General features: G+C 66.6%; 16 protein-coding genes and 1 pseudogene. 4 read left to right on the top strand and 13 right to left on the bottom strand.

The annotated features are described in order from the left end of the window. Nucleotides 1-35: 35 nt before the first annotated feature. From WKB88_RS03580 to WKB88_RS03610, 7 genes are all read right to left on the bottom strand, one after another. The gene (locus WKB88_RS03580) at nt 36-377 is read right to left on the bottom strand and encodes a cupin domain-containing protein (RefSeq protein ID WP_341393168.1); all 342 of its coding nucleotides are present in this window, start codon (nt 375-377) and stop codon (nt 36-38) included. Nucleotides 378-461: 84 nt separating this feature from the next. Continuing rightward, nucleotides 462-1,544: a lipoate--protein ligase family protein gene (locus WKB88_RS03585; protein WP_341393169.1), complete on the bottom strand. Its 1,083-nt coding sequence runs from the start codon at nt 1,542-1,544 to the stop codon at nt 462-464. A 90-nt stretch (nt 1,545-1,634) separates the two neighbouring features. Continuing rightward, a complete protein-coding gene (locus WKB88_RS03590; RefSeq protein ID WP_341393170.1) occupies nt 1,635-1,892 on the bottom strand; it encodes a type B 50S ribosomal protein L31 in 258 nt (85 codons plus the stop codon). Between the two features lie 150 nt (nt 1,893-2,042). Then, complete coding sequence (locus WKB88_RS03595; RefSeq protein WP_341393171.1) at nt 2,043-2,726, bottom strand: hypothetical protein; 684 nt, start codon at nt 2,724-2,726, stop codon at nt 2,043-2,045. 327 nt (nt 2,727-3,053) lie between these two features. After that, nucleotides 3,054-3,875 carry a TrmH family RNA methyltransferase gene (locus WKB88_RS03600; protein ID WP_341393172.1) on the bottom strand — a complete coding sequence of 274 codons (822 nt, stop codon included), beginning with the start codon at nt 3,873-3,875 and terminating at the stop codon, nt 3,054-3,056. Then, nucleotides 3,876-4,688 (bottom strand): sulfite exporter TauE/SafE family protein, encoded by an 813-nt coding sequence (locus WKB88_RS03605; protein ID WP_341393173.1) that lies wholly within the window; start codon nt 4,686-4,688, stop codon nt 3,876-3,878. Nucleotides 4,689-4,711: 23 nt separating this feature from the next. Beyond that, nucleotides 4,712-5,497, bottom strand: a complete 786-nt coding sequence (locus WKB88_RS03610; protein ID WP_341393174.1) for an ABC transporter ATP-binding protein — start codon at nt 5,495-5,497, stop codon at nt 4,712-4,714. 167 nt (nt 5,498-5,664) lie between these two features. Between WKB88_RS03610 and serB the strand changes: the two genes are divergently transcribed. Continuing rightward, on the top strand, nt 5,665-6,615 hold the full coding sequence (gene serB / locus WKB88_RS03615; protein ID WP_341393175.1) for a phosphoserine phosphatase SerB: 951 nt from the start codon (nt 5,665-5,667) through the stop codon (nt 6,613-6,615). A 19-nt stretch (nt 6,616-6,634) separates the two neighbouring features. On the opposite strand, the gene WKB88_RS03620 is transcribed toward serB, so the two are convergent. Then, the gene (locus tag WKB88_RS03620) at nt 6,635-7,384 is read right to left on the bottom strand and encodes an SDR family oxidoreductase (RefSeq protein WP_341393176.1); all 750 of its coding nucleotides are present in this window, start codon (nt 7,382-7,384) and stop codon (nt 6,635-6,637) included. Between the two features lie 142 nt (nt 7,385-7,526). Beyond that, the gene (gene fabG, locus WKB88_RS03625) at nt 7,527-8,258 is read right to left on the bottom strand and encodes a 3-oxoacyl-ACP reductase FabG (RefSeq protein ID WP_341393177.1); all 732 of its coding nucleotides are present in this window, start codon (nt 8,256-8,258) and stop codon (nt 7,527-7,529) included. Nucleotides 8,259-8,370: 112 nt separating this feature from the next. Between fabG and WKB88_RS03630 the strand changes: the two genes are divergently transcribed. From WKB88_RS03630 to WKB88_RS03640, 3 genes are read left to right on the top strand one after another with little or no spacing between them, the layout of a single operon-like run. After that, nucleotides 8,371-8,811 carry a DUF3099 domain-containing protein gene (locus WKB88_RS03630; protein WP_341393178.1) on the top strand — a complete coding sequence of 147 codons (441 nt, stop codon included), beginning with the start codon at nt 8,371-8,373 and terminating at the stop codon, nt 8,809-8,811. Then, the gene (locus WKB88_RS03635) at nt 8,808-9,113 is read left to right on the top strand and encodes a hypothetical protein (protein ID WP_341393179.1); all 306 of its coding nucleotides are present in this window, start codon (nt 8,808-8,810) and stop codon (nt 9,111-9,113) included. Before WKB88_RS03630 ends, WKB88_RS03635 begins: the two co-directional genes overlap by 4 nt. Continuing rightward, a complete protein-coding gene (locus WKB88_RS03640; protein ID WP_341393180.1) occupies nt 9,113-10,000 on the top strand; it encodes an SURF1 family cytochrome oxidase biogenesis protein in 888 nt (295 codons plus the stop codon). The genes WKB88_RS03635 and WKB88_RS03640 overlap by 1 nt, the downstream gene beginning before the upstream one ends. Before the next feature lie 74 nt (nt 10,001-10,074). On the opposite strand, the gene WKB88_RS03645 is transcribed toward WKB88_RS03640, so the two are convergent. The 4 genes and pseudogenes from WKB88_RS03645 to WKB88_RS03660 form a co-directional block, all read right to left on the bottom strand. Further along, nucleotides 10,075-11,703, bottom strand: a complete 1,629-nt coding sequence (locus WKB88_RS03645; RefSeq protein ID WP_341393181.1) for a hypothetical protein — start codon at nt 11,701-11,703, stop codon at nt 10,075-10,077. Between the two features lie 243 nt (nt 11,704-11,946). Then, nucleotides 11,947-12,711 (bottom strand): annotated as a pseudogene (locus WKB88_RS03650) (YqjF family protein). After that, nucleotides 12,708-14,003 (bottom strand): cytochrome P450, encoded by a 1,296-nt coding sequence (locus tag WKB88_RS03655; protein ID WP_341393182.1) that lies wholly within the window; start codon nt 14,001-14,003, stop codon nt 12,708-12,710. The pseudogene WKB88_RS03650 and the gene WKB88_RS03655 overlap by 4 nt, the downstream one beginning before the upstream one ends. 138 nt (nt 14,004-14,141) lie before the next feature. After that, nucleotides 14,142-15,311 carry an ATP-binding protein gene (locus tag WKB88_RS03660; protein WP_341393183.1) on the bottom strand — a complete coding sequence of 390 codons (1,170 nt, stop codon included), beginning with the start codon at nt 15,309-15,311 and terminating at the stop codon, nt 14,142-14,144. Nucleotides 15,312-15,821: the final 510 nt, after the last annotated feature.

The raw sequence follows: 15,821 nt of genomic DNA on the forward strand, positions 1-15,821 counted from the left end.
TTACCCGGGAGCAGGGTCCGGGAGCGGGGCCGGGGCTAGGGCCAGTGGTCCCGCTTGGCCACTGTCAGCAGCACGGCGGAGTCCTCCAGGGCCTCCAGGGAGTGCCTGGCCTGGGGCACAATAAGCAGATCTCCCGCCGAGCCCTCCCAGGAGTCGCCCTCCGAGAGCAGCGCAACCCGGCCCTTCAGCACGAAGACAGTCGCCTCGCCGGGATTCTCGTGCTCGTCCAGGATGAAGCCGGCATTCAACGCGATCAGGGTCTGCCGGAGCACGTGCTCGTGGCCCCCGTAAACGGTTTGGGCACTGCGGCCGCTGGAAGCGCCGCCGGCAATTTGCATCTGGGTCCGCACCAGGGCGGTCAGGGACTTTTTTTCCATGCTGGGCAGTCTACTAGGACGACGGAAGCGGCAGCGGCAGCAACACCGCCGCCGCTGCCGCCGCCGTCGTCGTACCCGCAGGTGCTACGGAACGCGGTTGAGCCATTCCGCGGTGCCGAATTTCTCCGCCACCTTGGCTTCGGCGCGGGCCAGCTCCTCGTCGCTGAGCCCTGCCGGAACAGCACCGTACCGCGCACTGAAGGTGTCCATCATCGTGGAAATGATCTCTTCGCGGGTCAGGCCGGTCTGGCGGCGCAGCGGATCCACGCGCTTCTTGGCACTCGTGGTGCCCTTGTCGGACAGCTTTTCCTTGCCGATCCGCAGGACCTCCAGCATCTTGTCCGCATCAATGTTGTAGGACATGGTGACGTGGTGCAGCATGCCGCCGTTGCTGAAGCGTTTCTGGGCGGCACCGCCGATCTTCCCCTGGTCCGTGGCGATGTCGTTCAGCGGCTGGTACCAGGCCTTGATGCCCAGCTTCTCCAGCGACTCCATCACCCAGGCGTCAAGAAACGGGTAGGACTCGGCAAAACTGAGTCCGTCCACCAGGGACTGCGGGACGTAAATGGAGTACGTAATGGCGTTGCCGTGCTCCATGAACATGGCACCGCCGCCGCTGATGCGCCGTACCACCGTCACCCCGTGCTTCTGCGCCCCCTGTGCATCTACCTCGTTGCGCAGCGACTGGAAGCTGCCAATGACCACGGAGGGGGTTTCCCATTCCCAGAAACGCAGGGTGGGGTTTCTCCGGCCCGCCCCGACCTCTTCCGCGAGGACTTCGTCCATTGCCACGTGCATGGGCGTGGAGAGAGGCGTGGGACCAATGATTTCCCACTGGTGGTCGTTCCATCCCGTGGCCTTTGCCAGCGCGCGGCGCACGGCCGTGGCGATGGCCTCCGGCGAGAAGCCGAACAGTACGGCGTCGGCGGGCAGGTTCTGCCGCACTGCGGCCGCGATGTCCGCCCCTGCCGCATCTTCCGGCAGCCCTTCCAGCGCCTGGTTGATGTTCAGCAGGGCGTCGTCGGGTTCGAGGAAGAAGTCGCCGCTCAGGGAAACGTTGGCCAGCTTCCCGTCCCGGACGTCCAGGTCCACCACCACCAGCTTCCCGCCGGCCACCTTGAACTCGCCGTGGCGGCGGCCGTTGTCCTGTTCAGTGCTGCTGCTCATTCGGTTTCCTTTTCCGCAAGTAAAAAGGCCCGCCCGGATGTCCGGGCGGGCCTTCCTAGTCTAGAAGCTCTGCTGTTCTTTGCGAACGAATTACTTCTTGGCGCCGAAGCCCTTGAAGCGTGCGTTGAAGCGCTCGACACGGCCGGCGGAGTCCATGATGCGCTGCTTGCCCGTGTAGAACGGGTGCGATGCGGAGGAGATTTCCACCTCGATGAGGGGGTAGGTGTTACCGTCTTCCCACTCGATCGTCTTGGACGACGTAGCCGTGGAGTTGGTCAGGAACGCGGTGTCGGACGCGAGATCGCGGAAGACAACCGGGCCGTATTTGGGGTGGGTATCAGACTTCAATGTATTACCTTCTTTTGGTGCCTGGATTTTGCCAGGCACTGGTGGTTGAAAGCTTGGAATGTCCCCGTGGTTCGCGGTTGAGCACTTTCCTCGGGGATCAGCAATTCAGCATACCGCATTCCGGGGTGCGGGTTAAAGCCGGGAGCTGCCCTAGGGCCGGGGTCCCCATCCGCTGTTGACTGCGGTGATGCTGGAGGTGATCCCCCGGGCCCGTCCGGTGAGCTCAAGCCGGATAGGGCGGTAGTAGTCGTCCAGCCACAGGGTCACCCCGGTGGGCATCATGTCATCGGTATCGGCGCCGTCGGGCCTGATGCCGCTGATTTTGGTCCGGACGGCGCCGTTGAGGACGGCGGCGTAGTCGACCTCCAGGGCAGCCGACCCTCCGAGCAGCGCTGCCACCCGTTCCGGGTTCACGGTCAGCTCTGCGGCCGAGGCCAGCACAGCCGCATAGGCCTGTTCCGGGGTGCCGTCGGGAAGGGCGGTGATCCGTCCTCCCCCGGTGTCAACGCTGCCTCCGCCGGCGCCCGCGGTGATCAGCAGGTTCAGGTCCTCATTGGCCAGTGTCAGGGAGAACTCCGGCCCGGTGGTGAACTCCACCGTGTGCGTGCCCTGCGGCAGCCAGCTGGATGCTGTCTCCAGGGTCTGGGTCGCTCCGCCGCCCGCCGTCATGGCAGCCCGGACGCAAACTGCCGCGTCGTCGGCCGGAAGGGGTGCAGGATCCCGCCGCAGCAGGAACTGGCAGGCGTCCTGCACCGGCTGCGGCATGCCCGCCTGGCTGCCGCTGACGCCTACCTTCATCGGTTCCGGGGCAGGTGCGGGTTCGGTGGTTGGCATCGCCGGGACTGTGGGTGCCGGCGGAGCAGGCCGCGGCGCCGGCGCTGCCGGGGCGGAGGCGGGTCCGGGGGCGGTTTGGCGTGCGCTGACCTGCTCGGCTGTCGGACCGCATGCCGCCAGCGGCAGTATCAGTGCTGCGGCCAGCATCGCCGCCGGAACGAGCGGGAGCCGCCGGCCACCGGCCGAAGAGCCGGCGGCACGATATCTCCCGAGCGGTGAAATCCGGCAGTGGCGTGTACGCATGGCGACCCCAGAACGAAATGCGAAGGATTATCAGTGACGCCGCAAGTGTTGCACTAAAGCCGCCCGAGGGTAAGGGAAACGGAACTATTCGCTGCTGTGCGGCCGCGGCCGGCATTCCCAAAAGGCCACGGCACTTGCCGCAGCCACGTTCAGCGAGTCGACTCCGGCGCTCATGGGGATCCGGACGGAGACATCGACGGCGGCAAGGGTGCCGGCCGCCAAGCCGTCACCTTCGGTTCCCAGCACCAGGGCCAGACGCTCGTCCCGGCGGCCGCTGAGCTCGTCCAGCGTAAGCGAGTCCTCAGCCAAAGCCAGCGCGGCGGTGACAAATCCGGCGCTCCGCAGGGCTCCAAGCTGCCCCGGCCAATCAGTCAGGCGCACCCAGGGCACCTGGAAGACGGCTCCCATGCTGACCCGGATCGCCCTGCGGTACAGGGGGTCGGCGCAGCGGGGACTGACCAGGACGGCGTCGACCTGCAACGCTGCAGCGGAGCGGAAGATGGCGCCGATGTTGGTGTGGTCAACGATGTCTTCGAGCACGGCCACCCGCCGCGCCGAGGCGAGCAGCGGCGCCAGTTCCAGCGGTGCCGGCCGCTCCATCGCGGCCAGGGCTCCGCGGTGCAGGTGGAATCCGGTGATCTCTTCCAGCAGATCCGCCGTTCCCACGTAGGCGGGTACGTCGGGATACCTCTCCAGCAGGTCCTGGAGGTCGGGAAGCCACTTCTCGGCCAGGAAAAAGGACCGCGGCCGGTGTCCTGCGTCCAGGGCCCGGCGCAGGACCTTGGAGGACTCGGCGATGTACAGGCCTTCGGCAGGTTCCCGGCGGCGGCGAAGCGCGGTGTCGGTCAGGTTGGTGTAGTCGGCGACGCGCGGGTCCGCCGCGGTGCTCAGGTGGTAAACGGTCACTTAGAACACCATATTCCACAGGGCCAGCAGGCCCAGCAGCACGATCACTGCGCGAAGGACCGCCGGAGAGAGCCTGCGGCCGAGGGCGGCCCCGGCAAAACCGCCGATCAGCGAGCCCACCGCGATGAGCGCCACCACGGGCCACACAATCCGGTCGTAGGCGAAAATCAGGTAGGACACGGCGGCAACGATGTTTACGCCCAGCACCAGGATGTTCTTCATCGCATTGGCGTGCTGGATGGTGCCGTGAAGGAAGATGCCGAGGATCCCCACCAGCAGGATTCCCTGCGCCGCCACGAAGTAGCCCCCGTAGACGCCGGCCAGGTAGATCAGGATGACCAGGATCACGCTCTGGCGCCGCGGTGCTTTTACCGGAGCCGCGGGAAGACCCGGACCGCCCGCCGCCGGCGCCGGTGCTGATGCTTCGGCCCGACGGCGGACCCAGGCCTGCAGCGCGGGCTGGAAGACAACAAAGAGCAGCGCCGCCACAATCAGGTACGGGGCCACCGTGCCGAAGACGGACTCCGGCAGGTGCAGCAGCAGCGCCGCACCGGTGATGCCGCCCAGAATTGAAGCTGGCAGCAGTTTCAGCAGCGTGGACTTCAGCCCCGCCAGCTCTCTGCGGTAGCCCCAGGATCCGGCCAGGTTACCGGCGATCAGGCCCATGGCGTTGGAAATGGTGGCGGCCACCGGGGCATACCCCAGTGCCACGAGAACCGGGAAGGTTACCAGCGTGCCGGAGCCGACGACGGCGTTGATGGTTCCCGCCCACAGTCCGGCGACCAACACCAGGGCGTCATGAAAAAGGTCCACCGGGCCGCTGCGTCAGGCAGGAATCAGCGGCGCGCGGTGGCGGACCAGCGTCCGCCGTCGTGCTGCACGTCCAGCGGCAGATCGAAAGCGGCGCTGAGGTTCTCCTCGGTGAAAACACCTTCGATAGGTCCGGAAGCCACCACTCCGCCGTCGCGCAGCAGCAGGGCATGCGTGAAGCCCGGAGGAACTTCCTCCAGGTGGTGGGTCACCAGGACCATCGCGGGAGCTTCCTCGTCGCGGGCCAGGTCTGCGAGGCGGGCCACCAGGTCCTCGCGGCCGGCCAGGTCCAGGCCTGCCGCCGGCTCGTCCAGCAGCAGCAGTTCCGGATCCGTCATCAGCGCACGGGCAATCTGCACCCGCTTGCGTTCGCCCTCGCTGAGGGAGGCAAAACTGCGGTTCATGAAGGTGGACATGCCCCAGTCGTGGAGCAGGTGGAAGGCGCGGCGCTCATCGAGCTTCTCGTACTTTTCCCGCCAGCGGCCCGTCATCCCGTAGGACGCGGTGAGGACCACGTTGAGCACGGTTTCGTGCTCCGGAATCTGGTTGGCGAGGGCGGCGGAGGCCAGGCCGATCCGCGGGCGCAGTTCAAAAACATCAACGGTTCCGAGGACTTCCTCCAGGATTCCGGCCACGCCGCGCGTAGGGTGCATGCGTCCGCCGGCGATCTGCAGCAGAGTGGTCTTGCCGGCGCCGTTGGGTCCCATGATGACCCAGCGCTCCCCCTCCTTGACCTGCCAGTCAACGGCATCCAACAGGGTCTTGCCGCCGCGAACGACACTTACGGCAGCAAATTCAAGAACATCACTCATAGCACTAGACATTAGGCTAAAGAAAGGGCCGATGGCTAAACGCGGTGCCGCGGCCCTTCCGGCCCCTACCTGTCCGGACCGCCGCCGGTGCACGTACCGGCACCCCAGCAGTTCCAGCTCGTCCAGCAGTTTCAGCAGTTCCAACCCGCCTTGAGAAACGGATAGCGATGCCCGCCCAGAACACCCCGGAACCCAGTACCCCGTCAGAGCCCGCCGGCGCCGTTCCGGAATACGGCGTGGTGAGCTACGGCCGCGAGCTGCCCGACGCCTACCTTTCGACCATCCAGCAGGCGGTGGGCACGGTGGGCGGACGAATCCTGGAACTGGAGAACGCCACCGGTGACGGGTACGCAGTGACCAAACTGGCGGTGGGATACGACGGCGATATTCAGACCCTGCGGATGGCGGTCACCGCGGCCGCAGCGGCGCTGGGGGATGCAGCGGGCGGTGCGCAGACCGCCGTCGTTCCCCCGTCCCTTCTCGAGCCGGGCCGGAAGCTGCTGGTCATGGATGTGGATTCGACCCTGATCAAGCAGGAGGTCATTGAGCTGCTCGCGGCCCACGCGGGGCGGGAAGCCGAGGTGGCAGCGGTAACCGAGGCAGCAATGCGCGGCGAACTCGACTTCACCCAGAGCCTGCATCAGCGCGTCAAGGCGCTGGCGGGGCTGCCGGAAACCGTGATTGGCGAAGTCGGTGCCCGTATCGAGCTGTCCGACGGAGCGGAGGCGCTGGTGAAGGAGTTTCTGAGCGCGGGCCATGCGGTGGCGGTTGTCTCCGGCGGCTTCAGCCAGGTCCTCGATCCGCTGGCCGCTCGGCTGCAGCTGACCCATGCCAGGGCCAACCTGCTGGGCATCGACGGCGGGGTGCTGACCGGCACCGTGGAAGGTCCGGTGGTGGACCGCGCGGCGAAGGCACGGGCGCTGCGCGAGTGGGCGGCGGGCCTGGGCATTGAGGAACGGCACACCCTTGCCGTGGGCGACGGCGCCAATGATCTGGACATGCTGGCGGCGGCCGCCCTGGGCGTGGCGTTCAACGCCAAACCGGCAGTGCAGGCCGCCGCTGATGCTGTGCTGAACCTGCCCGCTCTGGACGTGGTGCAGCACTTCGTCCAGCTCTAGGCCGGTTCACCGTTCGGTGCTAGCGGGCAACTCCGAGGTAGTCCGAGCCGCCCACGTATTCGGTGTGGCCGGACGGGACGTCGGCGGTGGCCATGCGGGCCACCTCGGCGCCGAACTCCTGTACGGAGTAGAGCCGGCCCGCTTCAACGCGCCGCGCCTCGATCGCGCCGGGGTTCGCCCGGTCCAGCAGCGTGGCCGTGACGGTGCCTTCGATCATGTCTCCGGAGACCACCACCAGGGTGATGCCCTTCTCCTCGAGCTGCGGCAGCATGTCCCGCAGTGCGTCCTCGCCGGCCCGCTTGCTGCGCGCCACCGGCTCGTATTCGGGCATGGTGGGCACCGTGTTGATGAAGTGTGCCTGATGGCTGGTGACAAACACCACGCGTGAACCGGCAGGCATCACCTCGAGGGCGGCGGCAAGCATGTTGACCTGCGCGTCACGGTTGAGCTTCAGTGCGTAGTCCTCCTCGACGCCGGTCTCCATACCGCCGGAGGCATTCAGCACCAGGATGTCCAGACCGCCGAAATTCTCCGTGGCAGCAGCCACCAGTGCCGCCGGCCCTTCGGCGGAGGTCAGGTCCGCGCCCACGGCAACGGCACGGCCGCCGTCGTTTTCAATGCCGGTGACCACCTTGTTGGCCCGCGGGGCCTTCTGCCGGTAGTTGACCACCACGCCGGCGCCCTCGGCGGCCAGGTATTTGGCGACCTCGGCTCCGATGCCGCGTGAGGATCCGGTGACAATGGCGGCTTTGCCGTCCAGCAGGCCCATGAGTGCTCCTTCGTGAAGTTCTTGTCGGAAGTGTCCAACGTTTGACGCAACTCATCCCATCCTGCCAGCCCCCGGGGCTCCGCACAGTGGTGGAAACCTCCAAGGATTCCCCGGGGGACGTTGGCTTCAGGGGGGTTCGGGGCTAGTGCCCCATGCCCAGTCCGCCGTCCACGGGGATGACCGCTCCGGAGATGTACGCAGCTTCGGGGCCGGCGATCCAGCGCACGACGTTGGCCACCTCCTCCGGCTCGGCGAACCGCTTGGCGGGGATGGACGCGAGATAGCTCTGCTGCGTTTCCTCCGGCAGGGAAAGGGTCATGTCCGTGTTGATGAACCCCGGCGCGACAACATTGGCGGTGATGTTCCGCGAGCCCAGTTCCCGGGTCAGGGACCGCGCAATGCCAATCAGGCCCGCCTTGGACGCTGCGTAGTTGATCTGGCCCGGAGAGCCGTACAGGCCCACCACGGACGAGATCAGGACAACGCGCCCCCGGCGCAGCTTGATCATGCCCTTGGACGCGCGCTTGATGACGCGGAAGGCGCCGGTGAGGTTGGTGTCCACCACATCGGTGAAGTCGCCTTCGCTCATCCGCAGCAGCAGGGTGTCGCGGGTAATGCCGGCGTTGGCCACCAGAACCTCCACGGGTCCGTGGGCTGCCTCCACCTCGGTGAATGCGGCGTCAACCGATGCCATGTCGGTCACGTCGGCCTTGACCCCGAGGACGCCCTCGGGCACGTCCCCGCTGCGGTACGTAATTGCTACCTGGTCGCCGTTGGCAAGGAAGGCACGGGCGATGGCCAGGCCGATGCCGCGGTTGCCGCCGGTAACCAGGACACTGCGGCCGGTGGACGGAGCGGTGGTGTTGTTCTGCACAGATTTCCTTTGCTGGAAGTGGGGTGGTTGAACTTGATCCTAGCCAAGGCCGGATCAAACTTCTCCATCACGGGATCCAGTGAGAGAATGGGGAAATCTGTTTGGGAGAGTGATGAACAAGGAATCCAGCCGCGGCGCTCCAATCCCCAGGATTACCGACGCCCGCACGGCGCACACCGATGAGATGCGCGCACGCATGATCAAGTACTCGGTGTCCATGGGCATCCGCATCGTCTGCCTGGGACTCCTGTTTGTGGTCCACGGGTGGATGCTCTGGGTCGTCATTGCCGGCGCCGTCGTGCTCCCCTACTTCGCAGTGATTATTGCCAACGCCGGTTCCGATACCCGCAACATGACGGCCTCGGAATCCATGATCGACACGCTTCCGGCGCCGGTCCTGGAGGCACCCCGGCCGCAGGAACACCGCGAATCGCCGGAGACCACGCTGCTGCACGGGGAGATCATTGAGGATGAACCCGCTGCCGGTGACCGGCCGGCACCCGACTATCCCTCCGACAGCCACCACCAAGATAAGGCACCACCCACAGCATGAATCTTCTTGATCAGCTGGCCCGGACCACCGGCGCCGGCCTGCCCCTCCCCGGAACCGGGCCGTCAGGCCCGGATTCCGGAGCCCCCGCCGTGTGCTCCCGGAAGGGATGCCGGCAGCCCGCTGCCTGGCGGCTGCTGTGGAACAACCCGCGGATCCACACCCCGGAACGCCGCAAGACGTGGCTGGCATGCGGTGACCACCGCGGCTGGCTGGAAGAGTACCTGCAGACACGGGATCTCTGGAAGGAGACGCTTCCGCTGGACGGAGCGCCCGCCTCCCCGGACGCCGCAGGGAGCGCGTAATGTACCGCTTCCTTTTGTCCAGCCGCTGGCTGGGCTGGTTCGCCCTGGTCTGCGTTCTCTCGGCTGCCTGCACCGCTTTGGGGATGTGGCAGATGGACCGGCGGGATGCCATCCGCGAAGACATCGGCAATGTGGTCAACAACTACGACGCCGACCCGGTCCCGTTCGAAGACGCCGCAGATTTGTTCGAGAGCTACGACCCGGCCCGGGAATGGCTGCCGGTGGAGATGACCGGCGTTTACGACACTGAGAACCAGCGCATTGTCCGCAACCGCCCGCTGAGCGGACGGGCCGGTTATGAAGTGGTGGTGCCGCTGAAGCTCTCCGACGGAACCGCCGTCGTCATTAACCGCGGATGGCTGCCCATCGGCAATGACGAGGCCGGGCGCCCGGACAACGTTCCTGCCGCGCCCGGCGGCGAGGTCACCGTCGTCGCGCGCATCAAACCCCCGGAGCCCACCCTGCAGCGGGGCGCACCGGAGGGCCAGCTAGCCTCCATCGATCTGGCGGCGTACCAGGACGACGTCGGCTACCAACTGGAACAGGGCGCCTACGGGCTGATGGCCAGCGAAAATCCCCAGCCCGACGTGGTCCCGGAGGCCGCACCCAAACCGTCGGTGGATGAGGGTCCGCACCTTTCCTACGCCATGCAGTGGTTTGCCTTTGGCGTCATGCTGTTTATCGGACTCGGCTATGCGGCGTGGCAGGAAGCGCAGACCCGGCGCTTCGCAGCCGAAGACGGGTACGACGACGATGAGTACGAAGATGACGACGACGAAACGTACGCAGCGCATCCGGATCCGTCGTCACGGCGGCGCCCGCGAAAGAAGCGCGGGAGTACCCAGGAGGACGAAGAAGACGCACTGCTGGACGCCCAGGGTTTCTAGCCCGGTTCTGTTGCCCCGGCTTGGTTGCCCGGGCGGCAAGGACGTGGCCTTCCGCCCGGCGGCAGGGAACGAACCTACTGGTAGGAGATGAACCAGGGTTTGGGGCTGACCTGGGTAAACGTCTGCTCGGGTGTCAGCATGGGGGTGTCCTCATCATGGAAGTTCTTCCATCCCGGCCAGATTTCCGGCTGCAGTCCGGCTCGCATGACGTTCCAGGTGTCCAGTTTCTCGCCCGGAGTTCCGTGGCCGTCGGCGTGCAGGCTCACGGCCAGTTCCGGATGGCTGACGTCCAGCTGGTCCCGGTTGCGGATCATGGACAGGTTGAACTGGTGGAGCATGAACACCTTCTGCGGAAGGACGTGCTCGCGGGTCAGGGCTGCCAGCCAGGCCGAGACCTCGTTCACCTCGGCCGCGTCCACTGAACCAATCTGCTCCAGGTGCCGCTGTCCGGGCTCAATGCGCCATTCCGAGTCCAGGGCCAACCCGACATTCGGGAGCCTCAGCAGCTCCTCGTAGCGGACCGCCTGGTCCAGGAAGGTACTCAGGCCCGGCTGCAGGTCCAGCACCACGTAAATGCCGGCCTCCTGAGCAGCTTCCACCCACGGCCGCAGCTCCTCCACAGGCGTTTCGGCGGAGAAGTTGCCGTCCTCGCCTGCTTCCGAACTGGCCACGGTGGTGATGATCTCCAGGGCCGGGATCACCGGTTCTTCGCTGTAGGGCTGGTACTGCGCCGCGGTTTCCCGGGCCAGGCGGATGGACTCCTCCAGCCCCTGTTCCCCCAGCACTCCCAGGCTTCCGCCGCTGGGATGTCCGTAGAGGGCCACCATCCGCCGGCCGGGAAATACCGTTTGCCCGCCGCCGGGCAGCTCGGCGCCGTCCAGCGCGACGGCGGTTTGGGCACGGAAGTTCTCCGTCCCGCCAAAGGCGGCGCCGACGGCGTAAATTCCGTCGTCACGGTGGCCGCGCAGGAATTCAATCGTTTCCGCGTCTGCTCGGGGATCAGCGGTTTCGACCAGGTGCACTTCGGCCCCGGCCGCCCGGGAGGTGGCAACGGCTGCAGCCGACGCCGGATCCGCGGTGGTCAGGACAACCGCATCGACCGGGGTCGGGGAAGCGTCGAAGTCGGGCAGCTCGCCGGTATTTTCGGACGGAGACGCGCTGCCTGAGGGAGACGCACTGCCGGACGGTGCAGGACTGCCGGACGGTGACGGACTGCCGGACGGTGCAGCCGCGGGAGCCTCCAGGCCGGGAACGGACAGCCGCTCCCCGCGCTCCATGGCGGCTATTGCGGCCACCAGCCCGTCGACAGCGGCGGCTTCCGCGTCAAGGCCGAGAGCGGACGCGAAGCCTGAGGCGTCTGCGGGACCCGGAACCTGCGTCCGATTGCCCACCGCCTGCTGCCATCCTCCCGCCGGTGCGGCGCCGAACAGGACTACGGATTCGGAGCCCAGACGGTCAAGCTCGGCCGCCACCGGTTCTTCACTGCCGGGCTCCGCCACCAAGAGCGGTATGCCCAGTCCGGCAGCAGCCGCGGCAGCCTGCCCGGTGAGCGCCGTGACGGCAGGGTCCTGGGCAGAAGGAACACCCAGCACCACCGCAGAGGGGCTGGATTCGAAGAACGCAGCACTGGCGGCAAGGGAAGCCTGCTCCGCTCCCCCGTCAAAAACCGTTCTCGATGCGGGGGTATCCGCAGCCAGGCTCACGGCCGGAATGTCCGGCGAGTCCGTTCCTCCGGTGCCCGCCGGCGGCCCTGTGCATCCGCCGAGCACCAGACCCAGTGACAGGACGCCGACGGTCAGGCTGCGGCGAAAAGGAGTGGAAGATAAGGGAGAAATAGCGGTGCCGTCCTTGGTGCCGGAAACTGAACCTCAATCAGGCTCAAAACCTTTAGCCTACCGAGACTCCCGGAGGCGTTCAAAAGCGGGTGCGCCTGGCAGCGGGCAGGTTCAGCCTTCCGCGGACCCGGTCTCCGGGCCGCGCACCGTGCGCGGCATGCCGAAGATGGTGCGCACACCCGGTGAAAAGAGGACCGACTCGGGCGGGCCGCTGACCGGAAACCCGGCGGAAGGCAGCAGCTCGTCGTCGAAGGACGTAAGGCGTGCGGGATGCAGCGGCCAGGGGCGGTGGGAGTTGGGCATGAAGAGGGTCCGGCCGGCAATTCCGGCATGGGCGCCGAAGCGGGCGGTCAGCTCCAGGGACAGCGGGTCCGCAGCTTGGCGGCCAAAGTCCGGCTGCACCTCAAAAGTTGACTGTCCCTGACCGCGGAAGCGCTTGACGTCGTAGCCGAAGGTGTCCCCCCGGCGCCGCGGCCGGCAGCGTGAGAACACGTAGGGGACGCCGGCCGTTCGGGCCGCCATGACGGCCGGGAGGCGTGACGCGTCAAGGGAGACGAAGAGCACGCCCCGTGAACCGTCCGCTCCCCGTGTCTAGAGGCGCACATTGACCTCGGTAAAGTCGCCTATCCACGGAACTGGAACTGCACCGCCAAGCCTGGTTCCATGCAGCCGGAATCCGATCAGCCCCACCCAGGTGGACCCGAGGAAGACATCCGGTTCAACCAGCGGCGGCAGGTACCGCTGCGCCGTCGACACCGGGATCCGCCAGTGCAGAAACACTGCATCCGACCACGACTGCGCCACGAGGGCAGGAGGTGAGACGGGCGGGCCGGCAGGCCACGGATCGGCATGGTCCCGAACCTGCGGCACGGTCACGGCCGGACGTCCGTCGGGCCGGCCGGCGTGAGGAGCAGCCCGCTGCGGGGAATCGACGGCAGCTTGGACAGGGATATCGTCAGATCCTGGGCCGGTACTTTCCAGGAGGAGCGCGCCAGCAGCAGAACGGCGGATTTAACCAGTTCGAGGGTTATCCCCTCCCCCGGGCACCGGTGTCCGTTTGCTGCTTGACCTCCCCCCTGCGGAATCAGTGTGTTGGGATCCCCGTTCCAGGTCCGGAAACGTTCGGGCTGGAACGCTTCAGGGTCCGGCCAGAGTGCGGCGTCGTGATTGGTGCCGTAGATGTCCAGCAGGACCCAGTTGCCGGGGGTGAAGGTGTGGTTGTTCCAGGTGAATTCCTTTCGGACCACGCCGCCGACCGCCGGAAAAAAGGGATAGTAGCGGCCCACCTCCTGCGCGAAGGGTCCAAGGTCCGTGGAAGCGGCTGCATCAGCGGCCGCAAAGCGGGCACGCCACTCAGGGTGTTCCACGAGTGCCGTGCCGGCGAAGGCAATAAAACGGTCCACCGCCACCACGGGGCGGATCACGTTGAGGAGTTCCACGGCGGCGACATCCTCGGGCAACAGCTCTCCGTTGGCTTCGCGGTGCCCGGCGATGACTGCGGCGGGCGCACCTGACGGCACGCCGGCTGCTCCGCTCCGGATCCGTATAATAACCTTCCGGGCCCACCGCTCCGTCCGACGGCGCCGCAGCTGTGCCCACCAGTTGGCCGGTCCAAAAGACCCGGCCTGGTCGACCATCAGCCCAAATTCCGCAGCCCTTGCCTCGACCTCCGCTTCCTGCAGCGGAAGGCCGACCGCCCATTCGCAGGCTGCCGCCGTGAGGATGATGCGGACTTCGCGGTGCAGGACCACGGTCCGTCCCTGCCAGCCGGCTGACCGCTGACGCCAGTACTTCTCAAAAAGGCGTACGAGCTCAGCAACGGAGGCCTCGTTCATGATGTCCAGGAACATTGCCTTGCGGCGCCGGTGCCCGGCGCCGTCGAGGGTCTGCACACTTCCCCGGTCCTGCAGCAGGTGCACCACAGTGGGCGGCAGCGCACCCCTGCGGGTGAATCTGTCACCTTCGTAGAAAACCCTGGCGGCATCCGCTCCCCGCATACACACAACGGGGCGGCCCGCGATCCGGGTGCGGAACAAATCGGCACCGAGCCTGTCGCAGCGCGAGGAGATAAACGTATATCCCTCGCGGAGAAAGGCCGGCGCGCTGTCCGGAGCCCGCAGCCGAGGTGTCGCCTGCGGTGCCGGAGGTGAGGTCGGTTTTGGTTTCATTGACGTCCTTACTGTTGGTCGGGCACCAATCAGGGGATGGTTGTCAGTCTGCTTAGTATCGATGATACCAACCTGCCGGACGCGGCCGAATCAGCCCGCACCGGAACACCGGAACGCCGGGAACCCTCTCCCCGGCCGCTAGCCGGTCACGCGGCGCACGTACTCCGCCATGCCGGGCACAGTGAAGGCCACCTGGCCCAGGGACGGCGCGTAGATGATGCCCTTGCGGATCAGGGATCCGCGCGTCATTGTCATGGAGGTCATCTTCTTGCCGGCGCGGGCGGCCAGCGTGGCCGTGCCGGACCCGGCGGCACCGTCCATGGCCATGAGCCGCAGGAATTCCCGCTCGGCCTTGGTGGCCCGGCGCCAGCGCATGGGAAAGAAGCCCTGGTCCAGCTGTGCGCGGCCTATTTCCACGGCCACTCGCGCGTCCTCCGCAGTAATCCGTTTACGGGGAGCGGATTCCCACGCCGCCGATGCGTATTCCTGCAGGAAGTACGGGTATCCCCCGGCCGCATTCAGCAGCAGGTCCAGAGCCTCCGGAACATAACTGACCCCCTGCTCCCGCGCCGGAGCAGTCAGGGCCGTACCCGCATCCTCGCGGTCCAGCGCTCCCACGCTCCGGTAGGTAAAAAGGCCTTCGGCATACCGCTGCGACTGGTTGAGGACCGCCGGGAGGTTCGGCAGTCCGGCCGCCACCAGATAAAAAGGCCAGTCCCGCTGTCCTGCCTGATGCTGGGCGCCCAGAAGCGCCGAAAGCAGCGCCGGGTCAAGATTCTGCATCTCGTCCACCACTATCACGAGGGCGGAATTCCGTCTGCCGAGGGCAACGGCGGTGTCCTCCACCGTTTCCTCCAGATCGACGGCGAAGGCACCCGAATCTCCGCGTCCCGCCCGCGAACCGACCCCCACGTCGATGCCGCCGACCTGCAGTCCGTCGGCAAACGAGGAAATGGTCCCCAGCGCGGCCGTGAGCGCAGCAGTACCGCCGCGGGACGCCGCCTTGCGCCCTGCCTGCAGCAGCCCGCGGGCCAGCTTTGCCCGGACAGCCCTGGGGCCGCCGTCGGCGTCCCTGCCTTCCAGCGAGACAACCAGGAAACCGGCTTCCTCCGCCCGGCGGCGGAAGTCGTTGAGCAGCACTGTTTTACCCACTCCGTGCAGGCCGTGCAGCACGATCCCCCGGTCCGTGCGGCCGGCGGAGGCACGCGAAATCAGAAGGTCGAAATCATTCGTCAAAGCTGTTCGGCCGGCCAGCGCGAAAGGTGTACGGCCGGCGCCGGGTGAGTACGGGTTGGTGGCACTATGCATGCCACCCATCCTAGCGGTCACATCCGGGAAACTTTATATTGATGGATAAAAATGGATATGAATGAGGTAAACGAGGGGAGTGTGGTCCCGGCCGAACTCAGTTAGACGACGACAGCCGCTGAGATACTGCCGCGGACGGGCCTGCAGTGTCCACCGTCCGCTTGAGCACCGTCCGCTTGGGTGCGGCGACAGCCTCAGCTGCCCCTCCCCCCCATTTCCGGCTGACTCGCCGCCCCGGAAACCGCAAACACTCCCCCGCCGGGCTGCGTCATGTCCGCGCACAAGCCCCCGTTACCTTTTTCGTAGCCCGTTCCTGATGCAGGATATGGGTGTGTTGGCCGGTCGGTTCCGGCATGGTTTTTGCCCCCAGTCGCCCATGATCCGGGGGGTGTTGCCACCGGAACCGACTTGGCGGCCGGGGAATCGCTAATAGAGGCACGACCAACGAAGCCATTCGTAACGTGGATGCGACTCCTGCCGCCCTGACCAGCCAACGCGTCAGTCTCAGCA

It is taken from the genome of Arthrobacter sp. G119Y2 (assembly GCF_038069765.1).
Taxonomy (GTDB): domain Bacteria; phylum Actinomycetota; class Actinomycetes; order Actinomycetales; family Micrococcaceae; genus Arthrobacter_B.